Raw genomic sequence first — 19711 nt, 5'->3', positions numbered from 1 at the left:
GATGAACAAGTATTAACATGCCACAAGCAAAAAAGTCGTTTGTCGAAGTTCCCAGAACTGGCCGCTATTTCAGCCTGAATTCTGTACGATCAACGACAAAAAATGTATGGATTGTCTTTCACGGCTACGCACAGCTAGCGGAATACTTCATCAAACACTTCGAGGATCTTGATCCGGAGGAGAATTTCATCATTGCTCCAGAAGGGCTTTCCCGTTTTTATGTCGAGGGTTTAGCTGGAAGAGTTGGGGCGAGTTGGATGACCAAAGAAGACCGCGAAGAAGAGATCAAAGATCAATCGAGTTACCTCAATGAAGTTCTAGCAGATGCAGGCGTTGACCCTTCGGATGAATCATTCCAATTCATCGTTTTGGGTTTTTCACAAGGAACAGCCACTGCAGTCCGTTGGTTTGTGAATAATGGAATTAGACCAGCACAATTAGTTCTTTGGGCAGGTTCATTTCCTCACGATGTGGCGACTGCCGAACACGAACAAACCTTCAAAAATCTACAGGTTCATTTCGTTTATGGCAACGAAGATCAGTTTCTCCAACACATCAATGTGAATGAGAAAACCTCGGAATTTCAAAAAATGGGAATGCAACTGACCATTTGGCCATTTGAAGGAAAACATGTGATGGACAGACCGACTCTTGCCAAGATTGTTGATAGCTTTGACAAATAGATTTTAGTAGTGAGTAATTAGAATTGAGAAAAGATAGAAAATGAGCTTAACTGATCAAATAAACAACGACCTGAAAGAGGCCATGAAGGCCAAGGATAAAGAAACGCTAACTGCATTGCGCGCCATCAAATCGCAGTTGCTTTTAGCAGCTACTGAAAAGGGTGGTGGCGAATCATCGGATGAAGCAGGAATCAAAATGCTTCAGAAGTTGGTGAAGCAGCGAAAAGAGAGCGCAGAACTTTATTTGGCTCAGGGAAGAAAAGATCTTGCCGATCCAGAATTGGCCGAGGCCGCCATCATCGAAAGATATCTTCCAAAGCAACTTTCAGAAGATGAGTTGAAGCCTATCATAGAAGCAATTATCGCCAAAGTAGGTGCTGCTGGCCCACAAGACATGGGAAAAGTGATGGGAGCGGCTTCTCAGGAATTGGCCGGTAAAGCTGATGGAAAGACGATTTCTACCGTGGTGAAGCAGTTGCTTTCGTAACCCAGAAGTTTGAAGAGACGCAATGCATCGCGTCTCTTCAATTATTTGGTTCTATCAATCACAAAATTGACCAGATCAACCAATGATTTCCTTGCCTCATTGTCAGGATAGGATTCCAGCATCTTAAGTGCTTTCTGCTGATACTCTTTCATGCGTTTGTTGGTGTAGTCAATGCCGCCTTTTTCGCGCACCAAAGCAATCACTTTGGCCACACGCTCTTCATCTGTGTTGTGATTTTTGATGGTGTTGATGATAAATCGTTTTTCTGACCTGTCCGAGTTATTCAAGGCATGGATCAGCGGCAAGGTCATTTTCTTTTCCTTGATATCGATGCCTGTTGGTTTACCAATGTTGGAATCGCTTCCGTAATCGAAAAGATCATCACGAATCTGAAAGGCGATTCCAACTGTTTCTCCGAACAAACGCATCTGCTCTATCAATTCCTTATCTTCAGAAACACTTGCCGCACCAGAAGCGCAACAACTAGCAATCAACGAGGCCGTTTTCTGTCTGATGATATTGAAATAGATTTCTTCCGTTATGTCGAGTTTTCGGGCTTTCTCCATTTGCAAGAGTTCACCTTCACTCATTTCTCGAACTGCGTTTGAAGTAATTTCAAGCAGATGAAAATCCTTATGCTTCACTGCCAAAAGAAGTCCGCGGCTAAGCAGATAATCTCCGACCAAAACTGCCACTTTGTTCTTCCATAGTGCGTTGATGCTGAAGAAACCTCTTCGTTTGGATGCATCATCCACCACATCATCGTGAACCAGTGTTGCCGTATGAAGCAATTCAATCAATGTTGCTGCGCGATAAGTTTGATCATTCGTATCAGCCAGCATTTTGGCCGTGAGGAACACGAACATTGGTCGCATTTGCTTGCCCTTTCGCTTGACGATGTAATGCGTGATCTTGTCGAGAAGCGCCACTTCACTGCGCATGGAAGAACGGAAACGTCCTTCAAATTCCTCCATTTCCAACCGAACCGGCTGCTTTATTTTATCGAGTGATGACAAGCTTTGCGAATGTAGATAAACAAGCTTTTAGGTGGAAAGTTTGTTGGCCAATTGTCCGCAAGCGGCATCAATGTCTTTTCCTCTGCTTCGCCTGATGTTGACGATCAGATTTCGTTCTTCTAAGAACAATTTGAACTGATCCGTTTTAGCAATATCAGCCTTCTTGAATTCTCCACCATCAATTGGATTGTATTCGATGATATTGATCTTGGTTGGGAAATTCTTGCAGAACAGCGCCAACTCCTTCGCGTCTTCCAACGAATCGTTAAAATCCTTGAAAATGATGTATTCCAAGGTTGGACGCGTGCCTGTTTGCTCATAGAAATAGCGCATTTCCTCAGCCAGAACTATCAAATTATTCGACTCGTTTATTGGCATGATATAATCGCGCTTTTTCTCATTGGCGGCATGAAGCGATAACGCCAAATTGAATTTCACTTTATCATCCGCCAGTTTGTGGATCATCTTGGCAATTCCCGCAGTTGAAACCGTGATCCGTTTCGGAGACATTCCCAGACCTTCTGGTGAAGTGACCCGTTCAATACTATCAAGCACATTCTTATAGTTGAGAAGCGGTTCGCCCATTCCCATGTAAACGATGTTGCTGAGCGGAATTCCATAGTGCTCTTCGCTTTGCCTTGCAATGTGAACGACCTGATCAAATATCTCATCCGCATTCAGGTTCCTCAATCGGTCCAAGCGGCCTGTTGCACAGAATTTGCAACTCAAACTGCAACCAATTTGCGATGAGATGCAAGCTGTCATTCTGCTGGCAGTTGGAATCAGAACACCTTCCACAAACTTTCCGTCAGTCGTTTTGAACGAACTTTTGATGGTTCGGTCTTCGCTTACCTGTTTCTCATCAACCGTAACTGCGTTGATGCTGAAGTTCTCTTCCAGCATGTCGCGTGTAGGTTTAGAGAGATTGGTCATCTCATCAAACGACTGTGCTCCTTTCTTCCAAAGCCATTCACGAACCTGTTTCGCTCTAAATGCTTTGTCGCCATTGTCGATGAAAAATGAAGTAATTTCATCATCGGTCAATGCCCGTATGTCCTTTTTTTCGGTCATTGTGCAAAGATACAGGCTTACTATGCGATTCCTTTCAGCAGACATCATCTTTCCCATTTACGCCAATCCAATACCTAATGGAATTGTGGCTGTAAGTGCCAATGGAACCATTCAAGAAGTGATGCTTCCTGATAGTTCAAATGCACTAGAACCAAGTCGTATTGAGCGTTTTGAAGGCGCCTTGTGTCCTGGATTCATCAACGCACATTGCCATTTGGAGCTTTCGCATATGAAAGGTTTGGTGCCTGAAAAAACAGGTTTACCAGCATTCATCATGCAAATCGTTTCGAGAAGAAATGAAAATGCCGATCAGAAAATGGAAGCCATACATTTGGCTGATGAAGAAATGTGGCTTAATGGCATTCAAGCCGTTGGCGACATCTGCAACACGGCTGACACACTTGAAACGAAGCGGAATAGCCGAATCAAGTATCACTCATTCGTAGAAGTTTTTTCATTCGATTCTTCCAAAGCCGATGAGGTTTTGAAAGAAGGAATTCGCGTAGCGAATGAATACCAGCAAAGTGATCTGAACGCCACCATTGTTCCGCACGCGCCTTACTCGGTGAGTGAACGCCTGTTCGATGGAATTAGAGCGCAACAGCAGCAATTTCCCGGACCGATCAGTATTCACAATCAAGAGACTGAAAGTGAGAATGAAATGTTTGTTTCGGGCAGTGGCGAACTCGTTGAGATATTCAAAAAATTTGGAGAGGATTTTTCCAATTTCAAACCTCAGTTCAGCAGTGCGCTCGATTATCATCTTAGGCAATTACCACAAGATCAACCTGCACTTTTGGTTCATAATACTATGACCAAAGCAGAAGAATTTGAAGTGGTAAAATCGCTGCGGAATGATGCGTTCTGGTGCACTTGTGCTCAGGCCAACAAGTACATCGAAAATCGCATTCCAAACATACCAATGTGGCTAAAAAAAGAAGCGAACGTATGTGTGGGAACAGATAGTTTGGCCAGTAATCATCGGCTTTCAATTTTGGAGGAACTGAAGCTGATTCAGGCAAATTATCCTCAGATTGGCATTGCAACGCTTCTCAAAATGGCAACACTTAATGGTGCTGCAGCATTGGGTATGGAAAAAGAAAAAGGCAGCTTCCACAAAGGAAAACTGCCTGGAGTTCTTTGGTTGAAAAACCTGAATTTAGAAGATGGACTTCTAACAGATTCAGCTTCCGTTCAACGTATTATCTGATTACCAATCGTCTCCTGATTTCGCAGGGTCTTTGGCAAGATTATCTTTCATGCTCTGGATCGTTGCGCGAATCTCAGCATCAATATCAGTTAAATAATGACAGTGATTTGCAGCATCCTTGTCCTCTTTGTCCAACCATGGCTCCAAGGGTTCATAGCTTGAAGCCTTGATGTTCAAATCGGTGATGGTGTATTTGTATCTACCATCTCTAAACTTGATGGTCAAGGTGTATTGTGCCAATCCTTGACGGCTGGTTGTCTTCACTCCTTTACTATCATACGCGTAGATAGGGAAGCGATTGAAAATCTCCATTTCACCCGCTTCCTTGTCTTGCTTTCTCAGTTTCTCTCCAAAATTCTTGTAATGTTCCCCACCCCATTTCATTGCTCTGTCAAACAGGTCTGCAACAGCAACACCAGCAACTTCGGGAACCTCGCTGTAAGTAATAAGATTGGTGCTTGGGTCAACGGTCATTGCTGGCCAGCTCAATTCACCTTTTTTCTGTGCCAATAGAGTCAGTGGTAATGATGCGAGCAGCATCAAGGCTATAATTCTCATGTTCTAAGGATAAATGGTTAAATCAGTTTGCGTTTGCAGTCTCTTCAAATTCCTCGCCAAGTTTACCCAAGCCGATTGAGCTGTAGTAATTGTTGAAAAGATTGACAGCAACATTGTAGCGTTGCGCCTTAGTCTCGACTCCTAACAGAATGGTGATCACGCGATGGTCGCACCGCTTAGAAGTTGCCACAATGCAGTATTTGGCCGCGTTTGTAAAACCCGTTTTCAATCCATCGATCTCCGCATAATCCTTTACAAGGGTGTTTCGGGTCTCATAGGTGTAAATGCCGTTTGCATTACGAATAGACTCTGTGCTTTTGGATGTCATCTTCAAGATAGCCTCATACTTCACCAGATCCCGTGCTAACAGTAGCAGGTCAGCAGCAGTCGATTCGTTGTCGAAAAGCACATTTGATTTCACGGGCATTCCGGTCGGATTGGAGAAGCACGTGTTTTCCATGCCAAGGCTTTCGGCTTTTTCGTTCATTAATCGCACAAAATCTTCTTCGGTTCCGCCCACGTGTTCGGCCAGCGCAAATGCCGCATCATTGCCCGAACGGATCATGGCGGCTTGCAATAGGTCTGCGATAGAAAGCTGTTGTCCGGTCTTTACGTAAACGCAGGATCCACCCACGCACGTGGCTGCTTTACTTACCGTAACCAATTCATCTAAGCTGAATTTTCCTGCCTCAACCTGTTCCATTACAATCAGAGCAACCATCATTTTGGTCAACGATGCAACAGGAAAGAGCTGATCGAGATTCTTCTCCCACACCAGACGGTTCTCCGTATAATCGTAAACGAGTCCTGCTTTGATGAGCTCGGGTTGGTAGGCCAATGAAGAATCAATGGCAATGTTAATATAGTCGAACTGTTTTGGGGTAGGTTCTTCGGTAACTGTTTCTTCTTTATTTGGCCCGCTTGACCATCCGAAGAGTGCTGTAGGCTCTGAAAAAAGGAGAAGAAGGAACAGTACCAACGGGGTGAGAAGCAATCCTGTCGATCTCAATCTTCGGGTTATTTTCATTCTCCTGATTCTGTTCTTAGACTTCATGTGGCACAAGTATACTTACCAGTATGCTGTAAGGTTATGTTTTCGAACACGTTTCTATTAACATGAAGTTGTTAATTCAATTTCAATTGATTGGTCTTGCAATTATCAATTGGGCCAGTTCGAGGTCCAAAGGTGTTGTGATCTTGATGTTTTCGACATTTCCATCAACCAAATGTATCTGCTGCCCGTTTGATTCAACAACGGAAGCATCATCCGAATAGTCTACACCTTGAGCATTTTCGAACGCTTTCTTGAGAATTGATGTCTCAAAACATTGAGGCGTTTGCACCGCACGGTATATATTTCGATCAACAGACTCACTGTTTCCATCATTCAATATCCGAAGGCTCTGAACAATTGGAACGACTGGAACCGCTGCTCCACTATGCTTGGCAATCGCAAAACATGCTTCGACCACTTTTTGTGATGGAAATGGCCGTACACCATCGTGGATGCCTACAACTTCTGGATCTGAAACTTTAGCGAGGCCATTTCTAACCGAAAGGAAGCGCGTATCACCGCCTTCTGTCAATTCATGTTGAAGAGAAAAATTATGTTTTGAAGTGAGTTCAAGCCAGTAAGAAAACTGATCTTTTGGAAGAACGAGCACCAACTGCATGTCTTCATCCATCGCATGCAGGTTTTGAAGCGTGTGCATAAGAATGGGCTTTCCGTTCAATTCTATGAACTGCTTGGGAATTTCCGCTCCCATTCTGGTGCCGCTTCCACCAGCGACTATGACCATGCTTTTCTTCATAAAAAAGTCCCGATTCTCTGACTGAAAATCGGGACTGAAATTACTGTTTATGCGATCATCAGATGATCAGCATCGCATCTCCGTAAGAATAGAATCTGTATTTCTCTTTGATGGCTTGATCGTAAGCTTCGCGCATGAAATCGTAACCTGCAAATGCAGCTACCATCATCAATAGTGTTGATTGCGGCATGTGAAAATTGGTGACCATGCAATTTGCAACTTGAAAATCGTACGGTGGAAAGATGAATTTATTGGTCCAACCATCGTATGGCTTCATGTGACCAATTGTGCTTACCGAAGTTTCAGAAGCTCGCATACAAGTTGTACCAACAGCACAAACTTTTTTCCTCGCATCTTTAGAAGCATTCACGATATCGCAAGCTTCTTGAGTAATGATCAGCTGCTCGCTGTCCATTTTATGCTTCGTCAGATCTTCAACCTCAACAGGGCGGAAAGTTCCCAATCCAACATGCAGCGTGATCTCTGCGAAATTGACGCCTTTCAACTCCAAACGCTTCAACAATTGCTTGCTGAAATGCAATCCTGCCGTTGGAGCAGCCACAGCACCTTCATGCTTGGCAAATACAGTTTGGTAACGCTCTTCATCTTCTGGCTCTGCAGCTCGTTTGATGTACTTTGGAAGAGGTGTTTCGCCAAGATCAAAAATGGTCTTTTTGAATTCTTCATGCGTTCCATCAAACAAGAAACGAAGTGTTCTTCCTCTTGATGTCGTGTTGTCAATTACCTCAGCGACCAAGCTATCATCATCTCCGAAATAAAGTTTGTTACCGATTCGGATCTTACGTGCTGGATCAACAAGAACATCCCAAAGAATGCTTTCGCGGTTCAATTCGCGAAGCAAGAAAACTTCAATCTGAGCTTCGGTCTTTTCTTTTTTACCGATCAAACGGGCTGGAAAAACCTTTGTATTATTCAGCAAAAACGAATCGCCATCATCAAAATAATCGAGGATGTCTTTGAATGTTTTGTGCTCTATTGTGCCTTTTTTGCGGTCAAGAACCATCATTCGGCTCTCTTCGCGATCCTGTGTTGGATGGTAGGCAATAAGTTCTTGGGGAATGTTGAATTTAAACTGTGATAATTTCATAGTGTTTATTTTGAGCTTACGGGCCCATTTTTATGGGGCTGCGAAGGTAAGAAAATGGTTGACTTGATCGTCCGGTATTTGATCAGACGGTTTCACCGTGCAACATCACCTGAAATTGATCGGTTGTGATGGCGTCTTCCACACTGTAATCACCAATGCGCGTTCTTCTTAGTTCAGAAAGATAACCGCCCGAATTCAGCACTTTTCCGAAATCGAATGCCAACGAACGGATGTACGTTCCTTTAGAACAATGGGCTCTGAATCCGACCTCGATTTTACCATCAACACGATTGATTGAGGTAATATCGAAGGCATTGATAAGCACGCGCTTTGTATTCAGCTTTACATCTTTTCCTGCACGAGCTAGATCATAAGCGCGCTTGCCATCTACTTGTTTTGCCGAAAAGATTGGCGGCATTTGATCGTGTTCGCCAACCATTTTCATAGCCATTTCACGAATCATTTCGTCCGTAATATGGTCGATCGGGAAGGTTTCGTTCACTTCCGTTTCAAGATCATAAGATGGCGTGGTGGCGCCAACAGTGATGGTTCCCGTGTATTCCTTCTCAGCATCTTGAATGGTGCTGATGGTTTTTGTGGCTTTACCTGTACAGATGATCAACAGTCCGGTTGCAAGCGGATCCAATGTTCCGGCATGGCCGACCTTAATGTTTTTGACCTTCAGTTTTCGCTTAATGATGCCGCGAACACGGTTGACAATGGAAAACGAAGTAGGTCCGTAAGGCTTATCTAAAAGCAATACTTCCCCGTCTTTGAAATTGAATGAATCGACCAAATTTATAGAATCAGTGTAGCGAGAATGGCACCGAATCCGACCACGAAACAGTAGTATGAGAAATAACGAAGCTGACTTTTCTTAACCAACGAGATCATCCAAGTACAGGCCACAAGTCCTGAGAAAAACGCAGCCAGAAAACCAACCAGCAGCGGCATGGCATGGGTCATTTCTGACGAAATATTTCCATCCATCACATCCTTGGCCATCTTGCCCAAAATGAGTGGAACTACCATCAAGAAGGAAAATCTAGCAGCTTTTTCGCGATCAATTCCTAAAAGGACCGAAGTAGAAATAGTTGCTCCAGACCGACTGATTCCTGGAAGAATGGCAATTGCCTGCGAAATTCCAATGATCAAGGCTTGACTGAAACCAACCTGCTTTTCAGTCCGTTTTGCGCGATCAGCTAGAAAAAGCAATAGACCAGTAATGATCAGCATGGCTCCAACCAACAGAATCTGCTTGCTGAACAGTGCTTCAATTTGATCATTGAATAGCACTCCGATAATGGCTGCGGGAATCATCGAAACAATGATCTTCAGCGAAAACTGCGTTTGCTCGTTCCATTTGAATTGGAACAAACCTTTCAGAATTTCGAGAATATCTTTTCTAAAAACGACAATGGTGCTGAGTGATGTAGCTGCGTGTACGACAACCGTAAAAAGCAGACTTTCTTCCGGAAGGCTCTTATCTCCCAACAGAACCTTTCCAATTTCAAGATGCCCGCTGCTGCTTACAGGAAGAAATTCCGTCAGGCCTTGTACAATGCCCAAGATCAGGGCTTCCCAAAAATCCATTCCCGATTACGACTTAGCGCGATACATGATTCCGATGATCTCCAGCGCAAAACCCGCCAACACAACCAACGGTGCCACGGTAATTCTGGTTGTACTGAATATCTCTTTGCTGAACACATTCGGGTCATCAGATCCGCCTCCTGCCATCAGCACAAAACCCACCAGAATAAAAACCATTCCTACGATGGTAATAATGTAATTCTCCTTTCCGAAGGCGAATTCCTTCTCGTTGTTTCCTTGTTCGCTCATGTTCAATAATATAGTTCGTCTGCGTTCAGGCGCAGATATTTTCTAACGGCAAATGTCGTGCTTAAGAACGAGATGAGAAGCCCAAGCGCCAGCACGGCACCAAAAAGCGTAAACACGATCTCGATATCTTCCAATCCAAAAAGTTCAGGAATATTCTGGCTTGCTAAATAGATCACAGCGGCCAACAGCACATTGGCCACCACTGCGCCAACAGCTCCGCGCAGAACACCTTCAACCAAAAAAGGCTTGCGGATAAACGATTGCGTGGCTCCTACCAACTTCATCGAATTGATCAGGAATCGTTTCGAATAAACGGAAAGCCTGATGTTATTGTTGATCAACGAAATGGCTATCAACGAAAGAAGTCCGCAAAAAACAAGGATCACAATTCCCGCTTTGCGCACGTTTCTATTAATTACACGAATCAGATCAACCGGATAATCAATTTCAAAGATCATCGGATTTTTCAGCAGATCCGATTTAATGTCCACGATTCCTTCTTCGTTGGCAAAATCAGCTTTGATCTTCACATCAATCGAACGCTTCAGCGGATTGTAGCCCATAAAACCGACAAAATCCTCACCCAACGCTTCCTTCAACTGATCGGCAGCTTCATCTTGAGAAATGTAATCCGTGCTTCTTACAAAGTCCGATGCATCCAAAAACTTCTGAAACTGAAGAATGTCAACCTCCTTCGCATCATCCTTCATGTAAATGGTAAACCCGATGTTTTCCTTTACGTAGCCCGAAAGCGCGTTTGCATACAACAGTGTAAGCCCCAGCAAACCAAGCATAAACAACACCAGCGATATACTCACAACGGCCGTCACATTACTCGACCATATCTGTTTCTTATGTGCTTTTTCCTCTGCGCTTGCCATCTTTTCGAAGTCGGACGAAATTACACTTTTTGAACCGCGGCCACCATGCGTTTAACGCAATTTAAGTCTTCTGCACTTAGGGCGTTCCCCCGATGAAAAATCGGGGTCGGGCTGTGCGCTATATCTTTTTTCAGGCCAATGACTGAACGCAGTAGAAAGCAGAGCTCAGAAAAAAGGATGCCGCTTCCATCCCTAACGCGGCCCTCGCGGCCTACATCGCAAATCGGTTTTACAAGCGTATCTTTAACGCCCTTTTGATCCCACAGGAAACCATAGCGCAAATATTCGAAACCGCCCGTGTTGAGGAGGTTGTAGGCGATTTCGTGCACCTCAAAAAGAAAGGCACCAACCTTTGGGGAAACTGCCCTTTCCATAACGAGAAAACGCCTTCGTTCAGCGTTTCGCCACCCAAAGGAATTTACAAATGCTTCGGTTGTGGCAAAGGCGGCAATTCGGTCAATTTCATCATGGACCACGAACAGCTCACCTACCCCGAAGCGCTGCGTTATCTGGCCAAGAAATACAACATTGAAATTGAAGAAGAGCAACAGACAGACGAGCAGGTTGCCGAACAGAACGAGCGCGAAAGTCTTTATCTCGTTTTGGCTTTTGCGCAACGCAACTTCACTTCCAATCTGCTAAAAACAGACGAAGGTCAGGCCATCGGCCTCAGCTATTTCAAAGAGCGCGGATTCACACAGGAAACAATCGAGAAATTTGAACTCGGCTACTGTTTCGACCGTTACGATTCGTTCGGAAACAAAGCACTCGAAGAACAATACAATCGCAAATTTCTGATTGATTCAGGTCTTTGTCTCGAACGCGAAGGAAAGCTGCTCGACCGATTCAAGGGTCGTGTCATGTTTCCGATACATAACCTTTCGGGCCGTGTCATTGCCTTTGGCGGACGCACGCTGCGCAACGATAAAAAGGTTGCCAAATACATCAACAGTCCAGAAACCGATGTTTACCACAAGAGCAACATCGTTTACGGCATCTACCAGGCAAAAAGCGAGATCATTAAAAAAGACAATTGCTTTTTGGTAGAAGGCTACACAGATGTGGTTTCGCTTTATCAAGCAGGCATCCACAACGTGGTGGCCAGTTCTGGAACCAGCCTCACGGTTGAGCAAATTCGCCTTATCAAGCGCTATACCAACAACCTCACCATCATGTACGATGGTGATGATGCAGGAATAAAAGCATCCTTCCGAGGAATTGATCTGGTGTTGGAAGAAGGTATGAACGTGCGAACGGTTCTTTTTCCAGATGGAGAAGATCCCGATTCGTTCTCTAAAAAAATGGGCGGAGACGAACTCACCAGTTTCATCGATGCTAATTCCAACGATTTCATTCAGTTCAAAACCAAACTTCTGGTGGGCGAAACCAAAGGCGATCCAGTCAGAACCGCTGGACTGATCAAAGACATCATCAGTTCCATTTCGCTCATTCCAGATCCGATAACCAGAAACCTTTACGTGCGCCAGTGCAGCAGCATTATGGATATGGATGAGGAAGTTCTGATGATGGAACTGAACCGCAATCGAAGAAAAAACTGGAACGACAAGCAGAAACGCGATGGAATTTCCACTCACGATTCTGAACCGAGCGAAGAACCACAGATTGTTCGGAGAACCAATCAGGAACTAAAAAAGCGCGATGCCGAATTTCAGGAACGCGACATCATCCGAATCCTGATGCTTTACAGCGAGAAGCACATTCATTTTGATGTGTGGGATGAAGCAGGAGAAAAGGTGATCGATCAAGAAGAAGTGAATGTGGTTGATTTTGTGGTGACCGAGATTCTGGAAGATGAGATCACGTTTGAAAACACGCTTTTCAAATTGGTTTTTGATGAGTTTGCCAAAATGCTTGAAGAAGAAAAGATTCCTACTGAGCAGCATTTCATCAATCATCCAAACCCGGAAATTTCTGGACTCGCAGTCAATTTCTTTGCGCAACCGCATACTGTAAGCGAACGCTGGAAAGAACACAACATCGTTGTGACCAGAGAAGAAGATGTGCTGAAACGTTCTATTCTTTCATCGCTGAACGTGCTTAAACTGCGCAAACTGGAGAAGATGATCAACGACACGCGCGATCTGTTGAAACAATCTGAAGAAGATCAACTGTTACTCAACATGGACCGTTTGAATAACCTGCTAAAGGTTAGAAGAAAACTGGCGATGGAAATCGGGTCAACGATTTTGAAGTGAATCAATCCGAAAACTTCAAATCCTTCACATTCAACTGAAGATAAACCTTGTCTTTCCAATGGTTTTCTTCAATGGTGTAAGCCATATCGAAGCGTTTCCCTTTCGATAAATCCTGAAATAGCTTTCCCATTTTGAAAGCTACCGCTTGCAGCATCATGTGCTGCACGCCTTGCTGTTTGGGTTTAAAACGCAGATGCGAATTGTCTGCGCCCATGGTCTGAACATCTTCTGCAATCAAGTTCCGAGAAACAAATACAGGATTCATATTTCCGGGCCCGAATGGCGCAAATTGCTTGAGCAAAGACATGAACTTAGGCGTGATGCGGTCGAGGTCAATTTCGAGGTCGATATTGAGTTTGGGTGTAAGCATGTGTTCCTCAATTCGCGCAGCGACCACTTCCTCAAATTTGGTTCGGAAAGCATCCACATTTTCCAAACTCAAGCTCATTCCAGCGGCATATTTATGTCCTCCGAACTGTTCAAGTAGATCTTCGCATTCCGTAAGCGCAGCGTGCACATCAAAGTCGTGCACCGATCGCGCAGAACCCGTTGCCTTTCCTTCCGATTCGGTAAGGACAATGGTTGGTTTGTAATGCTGCTCAATCAATCGCGAGGCCACAATTCCTACCACGCCTTTGTGCCAATCAGGATTGAAAACCACGGTGCTTTTGCTATTGCTGTAAAAATCATCCGATTGCAGAATCTCCAAGGCACTGTCGGTCACCGATTTATCGAGGTCTCTGCGTTCTGTGTTGTATTTCGAAATCTCGGCCGAAAATTCCAGTGCTTCGTTCAGATCATCAGATATGAGCAATTCCACCGCGCGCTTGCCAGATGCGATTCTCCCAGCAGCATTTATGCGTGGGGCGATGGTAAAAACCACATCGCTGATGGTCATCTCACGGTTCATCTTCGTGTATTCCAGCAGCGCACGAATTCCTGTTGAAGGATTCTCATTTATCTGACGGACTCCAAATGACGCTAAAATGCGATTCTCGCCCGTTATCGGAACGATGTCTGCCGCAATGGCAACAGAAACCAGATCGAGTTTGGCAGTTAGCTTTTGTAGGTCTTCATTGTTCTTTTCGCAGAACGCCTGAAGCAATTTGAATCCTACACCGCAACCACACAATTCTTTGTACGGATAATTACAATCGGCCTGTTTCGGATCTAGAATGGCGTAAGCAGCGGGCAATTCAGCACCAGGTAAATGGTGATCACAAATGATGATATCGATGCCCAACTTATTCGCGTAAGCTACTTTATCAATGGCACGAATGCCGCAATCGAGCGTGATGATGAGACTGATGCCATTCGCCTTGGCGTAATCAATCCCCGCAATGGAAAGTCCGTATCCTTCCTTGTAGCGATCGGGAATGTAGAAATCAACCTGTCCGAAGTCTTTGAAGAAACTATAGACCAATGCAACCGAAGTGGTTCCATCCACATCGTAATCGCCAAAGATCAGCGTCTTCTCTCCGTTTCCAAGCGCTTGTTCAATCCGTTCGATGGCCTTGTCCATTCCTTTCATCAGAAATGGGTCATGCAGATCACTGAAAGATGGTCGGAAAAATGACCTTGCCTCATCAAAATTGGTGATACCTCGATTGATAAGAAGCTGTGCCACATCTTCTTTCACTCCAAGATGTTCGCACAGTTCGCTCACTTGCGCTGGATCAGGAAGCTCTGCGTATTTCCATTCGGTTTCAAGCATGGGTTGAATTTAAAAGAAAAAGCCCCGTTCGCATAGCGAACGAGGCTTCAAAAATGCGATTGTAAAAATCAGATGGTCATGATATCCACTTCCTTCTCGACTACCATGGCGTCAACCTTATTCGAATATGTAGTCGTCAATTCTTGAATGTCCGCTTCAGCAACTTTAGCTGTGTCTTCCGCCATGCCGTCTTTCTGCAAGGCTTTGATCTCATCGTTGGCATCTTTCCGCGAGTTACGGATGGAAACCTTTGCTTGTTCGGCAACAGCCTTCGACTGCTTTACAAGATCACGTCTTCTTTCTTCTGTTAATGGTGGGATGGAAATACGCACCACTTTTCCATCGTTCATAGGGTTGAAGCCCAAGTTGGCGCGCATGATTCCTTTTTCAATCTCCTCGATCAAGCCCTTTTCAAACGGTTGTATCTGTAGCGTTTTAGAATCAGGCGTGTTCACATTCGCCACATTTTTAAGTGGCGTCATAGAACCATAATATTCTACTTGTACACTACCCAGCATCTGTGGGCTTGCTTTTCCAGCACGAATTCGCGCCAATTCATGATCCAAACGCTCGATGGCGTTCTCCATTCCTTCTTTTGCGGATTCAAAAATGAATTTTAACTCTTCTTCCATTGTTGAAATTTGGTCGAAAATAGTGATTCTGTGTAATCAGCCTTCAACGAGTGTTCCGACTCTTTCGCCAGAAACCAGTTTTGCCAAGTTGCCACCTTCATCCATATTGAACACGATGATCGGCAATTTATTCTCATTGCAAAGCGTGAAAGCAGTCATGTCCATCACGTTCAATCCTCGCTCATACACTTCGTGGAAGCTGATGGTGTCAAATTTCACAGCGCTGCTGTCTTTTTCTGGGTCGGCTGTGTAAATACCATCAACACGTGTTCCTTTCAGGATTACATCTGCCTCCACTTCGATGGCGCGAAGTGAAGCGGCTGAATCAGTGGTGAAATAAGGATTTCCAGTGCCAGCACCGAAAATAACCACAAGACCTCTTTCCAAATGCCGAACCGCTCTTCTGCGGATAAACGGTTCTGCAATTTCATCCATCTTGATGGCAGACATCAATCTGGTTGCTACTTCAAGATTTTCGAGTGCCGATTGCAAGGCCATGCTATTGATCATGGTGGCCAACATACCCATGTAATCGCCTTGAACCCGATCCATTCCGCCTTCGGCAGCTTGAATGCCGCGGAAAATATTACCACCGCCAATAACGATGGCCACTTGTACTCCGCTGTCAACGATTCCTTTGATCTCTCGAGCATACTGACCCAATCTGTCGTGATCAATCCCGAACTGTTTATTCCCCATCAGCGATTCTCCGCTGAGTTTCAGGAGCACTCTCTTGTACTTCACATCCATGCTGCGATTTTAAACTTTTTAGGGCAAAAAAAAAGAGGATTTAAATCCTCTTTTTAATGTCTTTATTAACTGCCAAGCGAAAAGCGCTTGAAGGCGGTGACCGTCAACTCAGGGTTTCCTGACTTAAGGTATTGTGCAACATTCAATTTGTTGTCCTTAATGAAGGCTTGCTCCATCAAGGTATTCTCTTTAAAGAATTTGCCTAATCGACCTTCTGCAATTTTCTCAGCCATGTCAGCAGGTTTTCCTTCCTGAATGGCCAATTCCTTACCAATTTCAATTTCTTTTGCGATAACCTCAGCAGAAACAGATTCTTTGTTCAAAGCAACCGGTGCCATTGCTGCAGCTTGCATCGCCACATCACGTCCCATTTCTTCAAATCCAGCCTTGTTCAAACCTACAATTGTTCCAACTCTGTTTCCAGGATGGTTGTAAGCAACAACAGTTTCGGCTACGATAACTTCAAATCCTGAAACTTCCACTTTCTCACCTGTTTTACCAGTAAGCTCAGTGATTGCATCAGAAACAGAAGCTCCTTTATAGGTTGCAGCTACCAAAGCATCTGCAGAAGTAATGTTGTTTTCGAAAGCGAGGTCAAGCAGATCATTTGCAAAACCAACGAAATCATCTGTCTTAGCAACGAAATCAGTCTCGCAACCAAGGTTCAACAAAATAGCCTTGTTACCATTTACTTTACCAAGAACGATACCTTCAGCAGCTTCGCGATCAGAACGCTTTGCAGCAACTTTCTGTCCTTGCTTTCTTAGTAGATCAATTGCAGTATCAAAATCGCCTCCAGCCTCAACAAGGGCTTTCTTGCAATCCATCATTCCTGCTCCGGTCTTCTTTCTAAGCTCATTTACCTGAGCTGCAGTAATATTAACTGTAGATTCCAATGTGTCTTGATTTATTCTTCGTCCTTATCTTCAGAAACAACTGCACTTGCTCTTACGGGTGCAGCTACTTCTTCCTCTTCTGAATCCTCATCATCCTTCGCGTCATCTTCTTTGCCTTTTCCAGCTTTTCTTTCAGCAAGTCCTTCTGCAATTGCATCGGTCATTGCTTTAACGATCAACTCGATAGATCGGGCAGCATCATCGTTTCCAGGAATAGCGAAATCAACATCTTTCGGATTTCCATTGGTATCAACAATTGCAAATGTTGGGATGCTCAAACGGTGAGCCTCGTTCACTGCAATATGTTCTTTAATGATATCAACAATGAAAATTGCTGAAGGAAGGCGAGTAAGATCAGCAATAGAACCAAGGTCTCTTTCAAGTTTTGCTCTCTGACGGCTGATCATCAATCGCTCACGCTTTGACATGGTTTCCCATGTTCCGTCAACTTCCATCTTATCAATGGCACCCATCTTTCTGATGGCTTTACGGATTGTAGCAAAGTTGGTCAGCATTCCTCCTGGCCATCTTTCAGTTACGTAAGGCATGTTTACACGACTTGCTTCACGGGCGATAATTCCTTGTGCTTGTTTCTTAGTAGCAACAAAAAGGATCTTCTTGCCAGAACGTGCCATCGCTTGAATCGCTTTACAAGCATCTTCCAATTTTGCAGAAGTCTTGTTAAGGTCAATGATGTGCGTACCGTTCTTCTCCATGAAGATGTACGGAGCCATTGCAGGATTCCATTTTCTTTTAAGGTGTCCGAAATGAACACCTGCTTCTAGCATTTCCTGTACTGTAGGTTGAGCCATTGAAATAGTATTGTTTTGAAAAATCGTTGTACTGATAGATTAACGCTTGCTGAACTGGAATTTCTTCCTTGCTTTTTTCTGACCGAATTTTTTACGCTCAACCATTCTCGGGTCACGCGTCATCAATCCAACTTTCTTCAAAGCAGGCTTCACAGTTTCGTCCTCTTTTACCAATGCTCTGGAAATCCCAAGAGAAATGGCCTCAGCCTGTCCTGTTATTCCACCTCCAGCAACATTCACTTTCACATCATATTTCCCTACAACCTCCAAAACATTGAATGGTCTTTGGATGGTGTCCTGAAGCAATGACGTTGGGAAGTACTCCTTCGCGTCTTTACCGTTAACGATGAATGCACCTTTACCAGCTTTCACGTAAACGCGAGCAACTGCGGTCTTTCTTCTTCCTAATGCGTTGATTATTTCCATTTAAGTAGAATGATCAGTTAAGTGAAATGGTTTGTGGCTTTTGCGCTTCATGTGGGTGATTAGGCCCAGCATATGCGTGCATATTATTGAAAATAGCTCTTCCCAATCTGTTCTTTGGAAGCATACCACGTACAGCCTTGGTAACCAATCCTGTAGGATCTTTGGCCAAAACCTGCTCAACACTTCTCAATCGCTGACCACCTGGAAAACCCGTATGGTGCATGTATTGCTTAGTGGCTCGTTTGTTTCCGGTAAGCTCAACTTTCTCAGCGTTGATAACGATCACATTGTCGCCACAATCCGCATGCGGAGTAAAGTTTACCTTATTCTTACCGCGTAGTCTGTACGCAATTGTAGATGCCAATCTACCAAGGGTCAGGCCCTCAGCGTCTATCAGAACCCATTCCTTATTGGCGGTATTCTTGTTGGCAGAAATGGTTTTAAAGCTTGGTGCTTTCACTTCAAATATGTTTTCAGTTCATTAAAAGAGCTTCCACTCCTCCCCAAATTTGGGGCTGCGAAGATATTACTAATTTCTTGAATGAACAATGGTTTGTCGATAATTCATTTTAACACACCAAGTTCTTTGCCCACCGATGTGAACGCTTTAATGGCCTCATCGAGGTGGCTGATAGTGTGCGCAGCCGAAATTTGAACACGGATTCGCGCTTGTCCCTTTCCGACAACGGGATAGAAAAAGCCTATTGCATAAATCCCTTTTACCAACAATTTATCGGCAAATTGCTGCGCCAATTTCGCGTCATAAAGCATAATTGGCACAATCGGACTATCGCCTTCTTTCAAATTAAAGCCGGCTTTTTGCACGCCTTCTTTAAAGTATTTGGTATTAGCCTCCAATTTATCGCGAAGCTCTGTTGTGGATGAAAGCAGATCGAAAACCTTACTAGCAGCGCCAACAATGGATGGCGCAAGCGAATTCGAAAAAAGATATGGCCTAGAGCGTTGACGAAGCATGTCAATCACTTCTTTTTTCCCAGAAGTGAAACCGCCCATCGCTCCACCAAGTGCTTTTCCCAACGTACTTGTAATGATGTCTACTCTTCCCATCACATCATGGTATTCGTGCGTACCGCGCCCCGTTTTTCCAATAAAACCCGAAGCGTGACTATCGTCAACCATCACCAAAGCGTTATACTTTTCCGCGAGGTCGCATATCATGTCCAACTTGGCAATATCGCCATCCATGGAAAATACGCCATCAGTAACAATTATCCGAAATCGTTGAGCTTGCGAAGTTTGAAGTTGCAACTCAAGATCAGCCATATCGCTGTGTTTATACCGGTACCTAGCAGCTTTACATAATCGCACACCATCTATGATGGAGGCATGATTAAGTTCATCACTGATGATGGCGTCCGCTTCTGCAAAAAGTGGTTCAAAAACACCTCCGTTTGCATCAAAACAAGCAGCGTATAATATGGTGTCTTCCATTCCAAGAAAATCAGAGATCTTCCGCTCCAGCTCTTTATGAATGTCTTGTGTTCCGCAGATGAATCGAACAGACGACATGCCATAACCGTGCGTATCCAAGGCCTCTTTTGCCCCTTTGATCACTTCCGGATGAGACGATAATCCCA

Annotated in this window: 23 protein-coding genes; 4 read left to right on the top strand and 19 right to left on the bottom strand. The window is 44.3% G+C overall.

The features are described from left to right. Positions 1 to 17 precede the first annotated feature (17 nt). Complete coding sequence (locus tag K9J17_16700) at positions 18 to 683, top strand: hypothetical protein (protein ID MCF8278370.1); 666 nt, start codon at positions 18 to 20, stop codon at positions 681 to 683. A gap of 40 nt (positions 684 to 723) precedes the next feature. Further along, positions 724 to 1170, top strand: coding sequence for a GatB/YqeY domain-containing protein (locus K9J17_16695; GenBank protein ID MCF8278369.1), 447 nt, complete (start codon positions 724 to 726; stop codon positions 1168 to 1170). A gap of 41 nt (positions 1171 to 1211) precedes the next feature. Here K9J17_16695 and K9J17_16690 read toward each other — a convergent pair whose 3' ends face one another. Both K9J17_16690 and rlmN read right to left on the bottom strand, forming a co-directional pair. Continuing rightward, positions 1212 to 2186 carry a polyprenyl synthetase family protein gene (locus K9J17_16690; GenBank protein ID MCF8278368.1) on the bottom strand — a complete coding sequence of 325 codons (975 nt, stop codon included), beginning with the start codon at positions 2184 to 2186 and terminating at the stop codon, positions 1212 to 1214. A 27-nt stretch (positions 2187 to 2213) separates the two neighbouring features. Next, positions 2214 to 3257 (bottom strand): 23S rRNA (adenine(2503)-C(2))-methyltransferase RlmN, encoded by a 1044-nt coding sequence (gene rlmN, locus K9J17_16685; protein ID MCF8278367.1) that lies wholly within the window; start codon positions 3255 to 3257, stop codon positions 2214 to 2216. Between the two features lie 22 nt (positions 3258 to 3279). Here rlmN and K9J17_16680 point away from each other — a divergent pair, with 22 nt between their 5' ends. After that, a complete protein-coding gene (locus tag K9J17_16680; GenBank protein MCF8278366.1) occupies positions 3280 to 4467 on the top strand; it encodes an amidohydrolase family protein in 1188 nt (395 codons plus the stop codon). Here the strand turns inward: K9J17_16680 and K9J17_16675 are convergent, their stop codons facing one another. The 9 genes from K9J17_16675 to K9J17_16635 form a co-directional block, all read right to left on the bottom strand. Next, positions 4468 to 5025, bottom strand: a complete 558-nt coding sequence (locus tag K9J17_16675) for a DUF4468 domain-containing protein (GenBank protein ID MCF8278365.1) — start codon at positions 5023 to 5025, stop codon at positions 4468 to 4470. It abuts the gene before it with no gap. 22 nt (positions 5026 to 5047) lie between these two features. Continuing rightward, the gene (locus K9J17_16670) at positions 5048 to 6052 is read right to left on the bottom strand and encodes a D-alanyl-D-alanine carboxypeptidase (protein MCF8278364.1); all 1005 of its coding nucleotides are present in this window, start codon (positions 6050 to 6052) and stop codon (positions 5048 to 5050) included. A gap of 109 nt (positions 6053 to 6161) precedes the next feature. Continuing rightward, on the bottom strand, positions 6162 to 6824 hold the full coding sequence (locus K9J17_16665; GenBank protein ID MCF8278363.1) for a 2-C-methyl-D-erythritol 4-phosphate cytidylyltransferase: 663 nt from the start codon (positions 6822 to 6824) through the stop codon (positions 6162 to 6164). Between the two features lie 70 nt (positions 6825 to 6894). After that, positions 6895 to 7944 (bottom strand): tRNA preQ1(34) S-adenosylmethionine ribosyltransferase-isomerase QueA, encoded by a 1050-nt coding sequence (queA, locus tag K9J17_16660; GenBank protein ID MCF8278362.1) that lies wholly within the window; start codon positions 7942 to 7944, stop codon positions 6895 to 6897. A gap of 82 nt (positions 7945 to 8026) precedes the next feature. Beyond that, complete coding sequence (gene truB, locus K9J17_16655; GenBank protein MCF8278361.1) at positions 8027 to 8746, bottom strand: tRNA pseudouridine(55) synthase TruB; 720 nt, start codon at positions 8744 to 8746, stop codon at positions 8027 to 8029. Then, a complete protein-coding gene (locus K9J17_16650; GenBank protein ID MCF8278360.1) occupies positions 8743 to 9537 on the bottom strand; it encodes an undecaprenyl-diphosphate phosphatase in 795 nt (264 codons plus the stop codon). The genes truB and K9J17_16650 overlap by 4 nt, the downstream gene beginning before the upstream one ends. 6 nt (positions 9538 to 9543) lie before the next feature. Beyond that, positions 9544 to 9786, bottom strand: coding sequence for a DUF3098 domain-containing protein (locus tag K9J17_16645; protein MCF8278359.1), 243 nt, complete (start codon positions 9784 to 9786; stop codon positions 9544 to 9546). 2 nt (positions 9787 to 9788) lie between these two features. Then, a complete protein-coding gene (locus K9J17_16640) occupies positions 9789 to 10667 on the bottom strand; it encodes a permease-like cell division protein FtsX (protein ID MCF8278358.1) in 879 nt (292 codons plus the stop codon). A 20-nt stretch (positions 10668 to 10687) separates the two neighbouring features. Next, positions 10688 to 10996 carry a hypothetical protein gene (locus tag K9J17_16635; GenBank protein ID MCF8278357.1) on the bottom strand — a complete coding sequence of 103 codons (309 nt, stop codon included), beginning with the start codon at positions 10994 to 10996 and terminating at the stop codon, positions 10688 to 10690. On the opposite strand from K9J17_16635, the gene dnaG reads away from it, so the two are divergent. Continuing rightward, entirely contained in the window at positions 10922 to 12883 is a 1962-nt protein-coding gene (dnaG, locus tag K9J17_16630) for a DNA primase (protein ID MCF8278356.1), read from the top strand. The genes K9J17_16635 and dnaG overlap by 75 nt on opposite strands. A gap of 1 nt (position 12884) precedes the next feature. Here dnaG and recJ read toward each other — a convergent pair whose 3' ends face one another. From recJ to kbl, 8 genes are all read right to left on the bottom strand, one after another. Then, positions 12885 to 14597, bottom strand: a complete 1713-nt coding sequence (gene recJ / locus K9J17_16625) for a single-stranded-DNA-specific exonuclease RecJ (GenBank protein ID MCF8278355.1) — start codon at positions 14595 to 14597, stop codon at positions 12885 to 12887. Between the two features lie 68 nt (positions 14598 to 14665). Continuing rightward, on the bottom strand, positions 14666 to 15229 hold the full coding sequence (frr, locus tag K9J17_16620) for a ribosome recycling factor (GenBank protein MCF8278354.1): 564 nt from the start codon (positions 15227 to 15229) through the stop codon (positions 14666 to 14668). A 36-nt stretch (positions 15230 to 15265) separates the two neighbouring features. Then, on the bottom strand, positions 15266 to 15973 hold the full coding sequence (pyrH, locus tag K9J17_16615) for a UMP kinase (protein MCF8278353.1): 708 nt from the start codon (positions 15971 to 15973) through the stop codon (positions 15266 to 15268). Positions 15974 to 16044: 71 nt separating this feature from the next. Beyond that, complete coding sequence (gene tsf / locus K9J17_16610; GenBank protein MCF8278352.1) at positions 16045 to 16875, bottom strand: translation elongation factor Ts; 831 nt, start codon at positions 16873 to 16875, stop codon at positions 16045 to 16047. A gap of 11 nt (positions 16876 to 16886) precedes the next feature. Beyond that, complete coding sequence (gene rpsB / locus K9J17_16605; protein MCF8278351.1) at positions 16887 to 17687, bottom strand: 30S ribosomal protein S2; 801 nt, start codon at positions 17685 to 17687, stop codon at positions 16887 to 16889. Positions 17688 to 17726: 39 nt separating this feature from the next. Beyond that, the gene (rpsI, locus tag K9J17_16600; GenBank protein MCF8278350.1) at positions 17727 to 18113 is read right to left on the bottom strand and encodes a 30S ribosomal protein S9; all 387 of its coding nucleotides are present in this window, start codon (positions 18111 to 18113) and stop codon (positions 17727 to 17729) included. A gap of 13 nt (positions 18114 to 18126) precedes the next feature. Next, positions 18127 to 18573, bottom strand: coding sequence for a 50S ribosomal protein L13 (rplM, locus tag K9J17_16595; protein ID MCF8278349.1), 447 nt, complete (start codon positions 18571 to 18573; stop codon positions 18127 to 18129). Positions 18574 to 18677: 104 nt separating this feature from the next. Continuing rightward, positions 18678 to 19711, bottom strand: a 1034-nt coding sequence (kbl, locus tag K9J17_16590) for a glycine C-acetyltransferase (GenBank protein MCF8278348.1), incomplete at its 5' end; no start/stop codon positions are given.

Source organism: Flavobacteriales bacterium (assembly GCA_021739695.1).
Classification (GTDB): Bacteria; Bacteroidota; Bacteroidia; order UBA10329; family UBA10329; genus UBA10329.
Note: the sequence above shows the minus strand (reverse complement) of the source record. Positions and strands in the feature narration are given on the sequence as shown.

Bases quoted from the DNA above. Each gene is read 5' to 3' on its own strand.
- K9J17_16700 (MCF8278370.1), top strand. From the start codon at position 18: ATGCCACAAGCAAAAAAGTCGTTTGTCGAAGTTCCCAGAACTGGCCGC.
- K9J17_16695 (MCF8278369.1), top strand. From the start codon at position 724: ATGAGCTTAACTGATCAAATAAACAACGACCTGAAAGAGGCCATGAAG.
- rlmN (MCF8278367.1), bottom strand. From the start codon at position 3,257: ATGACCGAAAAAAAGGACATACGGGCATTGACCGATGATGAAATTACT.
- K9J17_16680 (MCF8278366.1), top strand. From the start codon at position 3,280: ATGCGATTCCTTTCAGCAGACATCATCTTTCCCATTTACGCCAATCCA.
- K9J17_16675 (MCF8278365.1), bottom strand. From the start codon at position 5,025: ATGAGAATTATAGCCTTGATGCTGCTCGCATCATTACCACTGACTCTA.
- K9J17_16670 (MCF8278364.1), bottom strand. From the start codon at position 6,052: ATGAAAATAACCCGAAGATTGAGATCGACAGGATTGCTTCTCACCCCG.
- K9J17_16665 (MCF8278363.1), bottom strand. From the start codon at position 6,824: ATGGTCATAGTCGCTGGTGGAAGCGGCACCAGAATGGGAGCGGAAATT.
- queA (MCF8278362.1), bottom strand. From the start codon at position 7,944: ATGAAATTATCACAGTTTAAATTCAACATTCCCCAAGAACTTATTGCC.
- K9J17_16650 (MCF8278360.1), bottom strand. From the start codon at position 9,537: ATGGATTTTTGGGAAGCCCTGATCTTGGGCATTGTACAAGGCCTGACG.
- K9J17_16645 (MCF8278359.1), bottom strand. From the start codon at position 9,786: ATGAGCGAACAAGGAAACAACGAGAAGGAATTCGCCTTCGGAAAGGAG.
- K9J17_16640 (MCF8278358.1), bottom strand. From the start codon at position 10,667: ATGGCAAGCGCAGAGGAAAAAGCACATAAGAAACAGATATGGTCGAGT.
- recJ (MCF8278355.1), bottom strand. From the start codon at position 14,597: ATGCTTGAAACCGAATGGAAATACGCAGAGCTTCCTGATCCAGCGCAA.
- frr (MCF8278354.1), bottom strand. From the start codon at position 15,229: ATGGAAGAAGAGTTAAAATTCATTTTTGAATCCGCAAAAGAAGGAATG.
- rpsB (MCF8278351.1), bottom strand. From the start codon at position 17,687: ATGGCTCAACCTACAGTACAGGAAATGCTAGAAGCAGGTGTTCATTTC.
- rpsI (MCF8278350.1), bottom strand. From the start codon at position 18,113: ATGGAAATAATCAACGCATTAGGAAGAAGAAAGACCGCAGTTGCTCGC.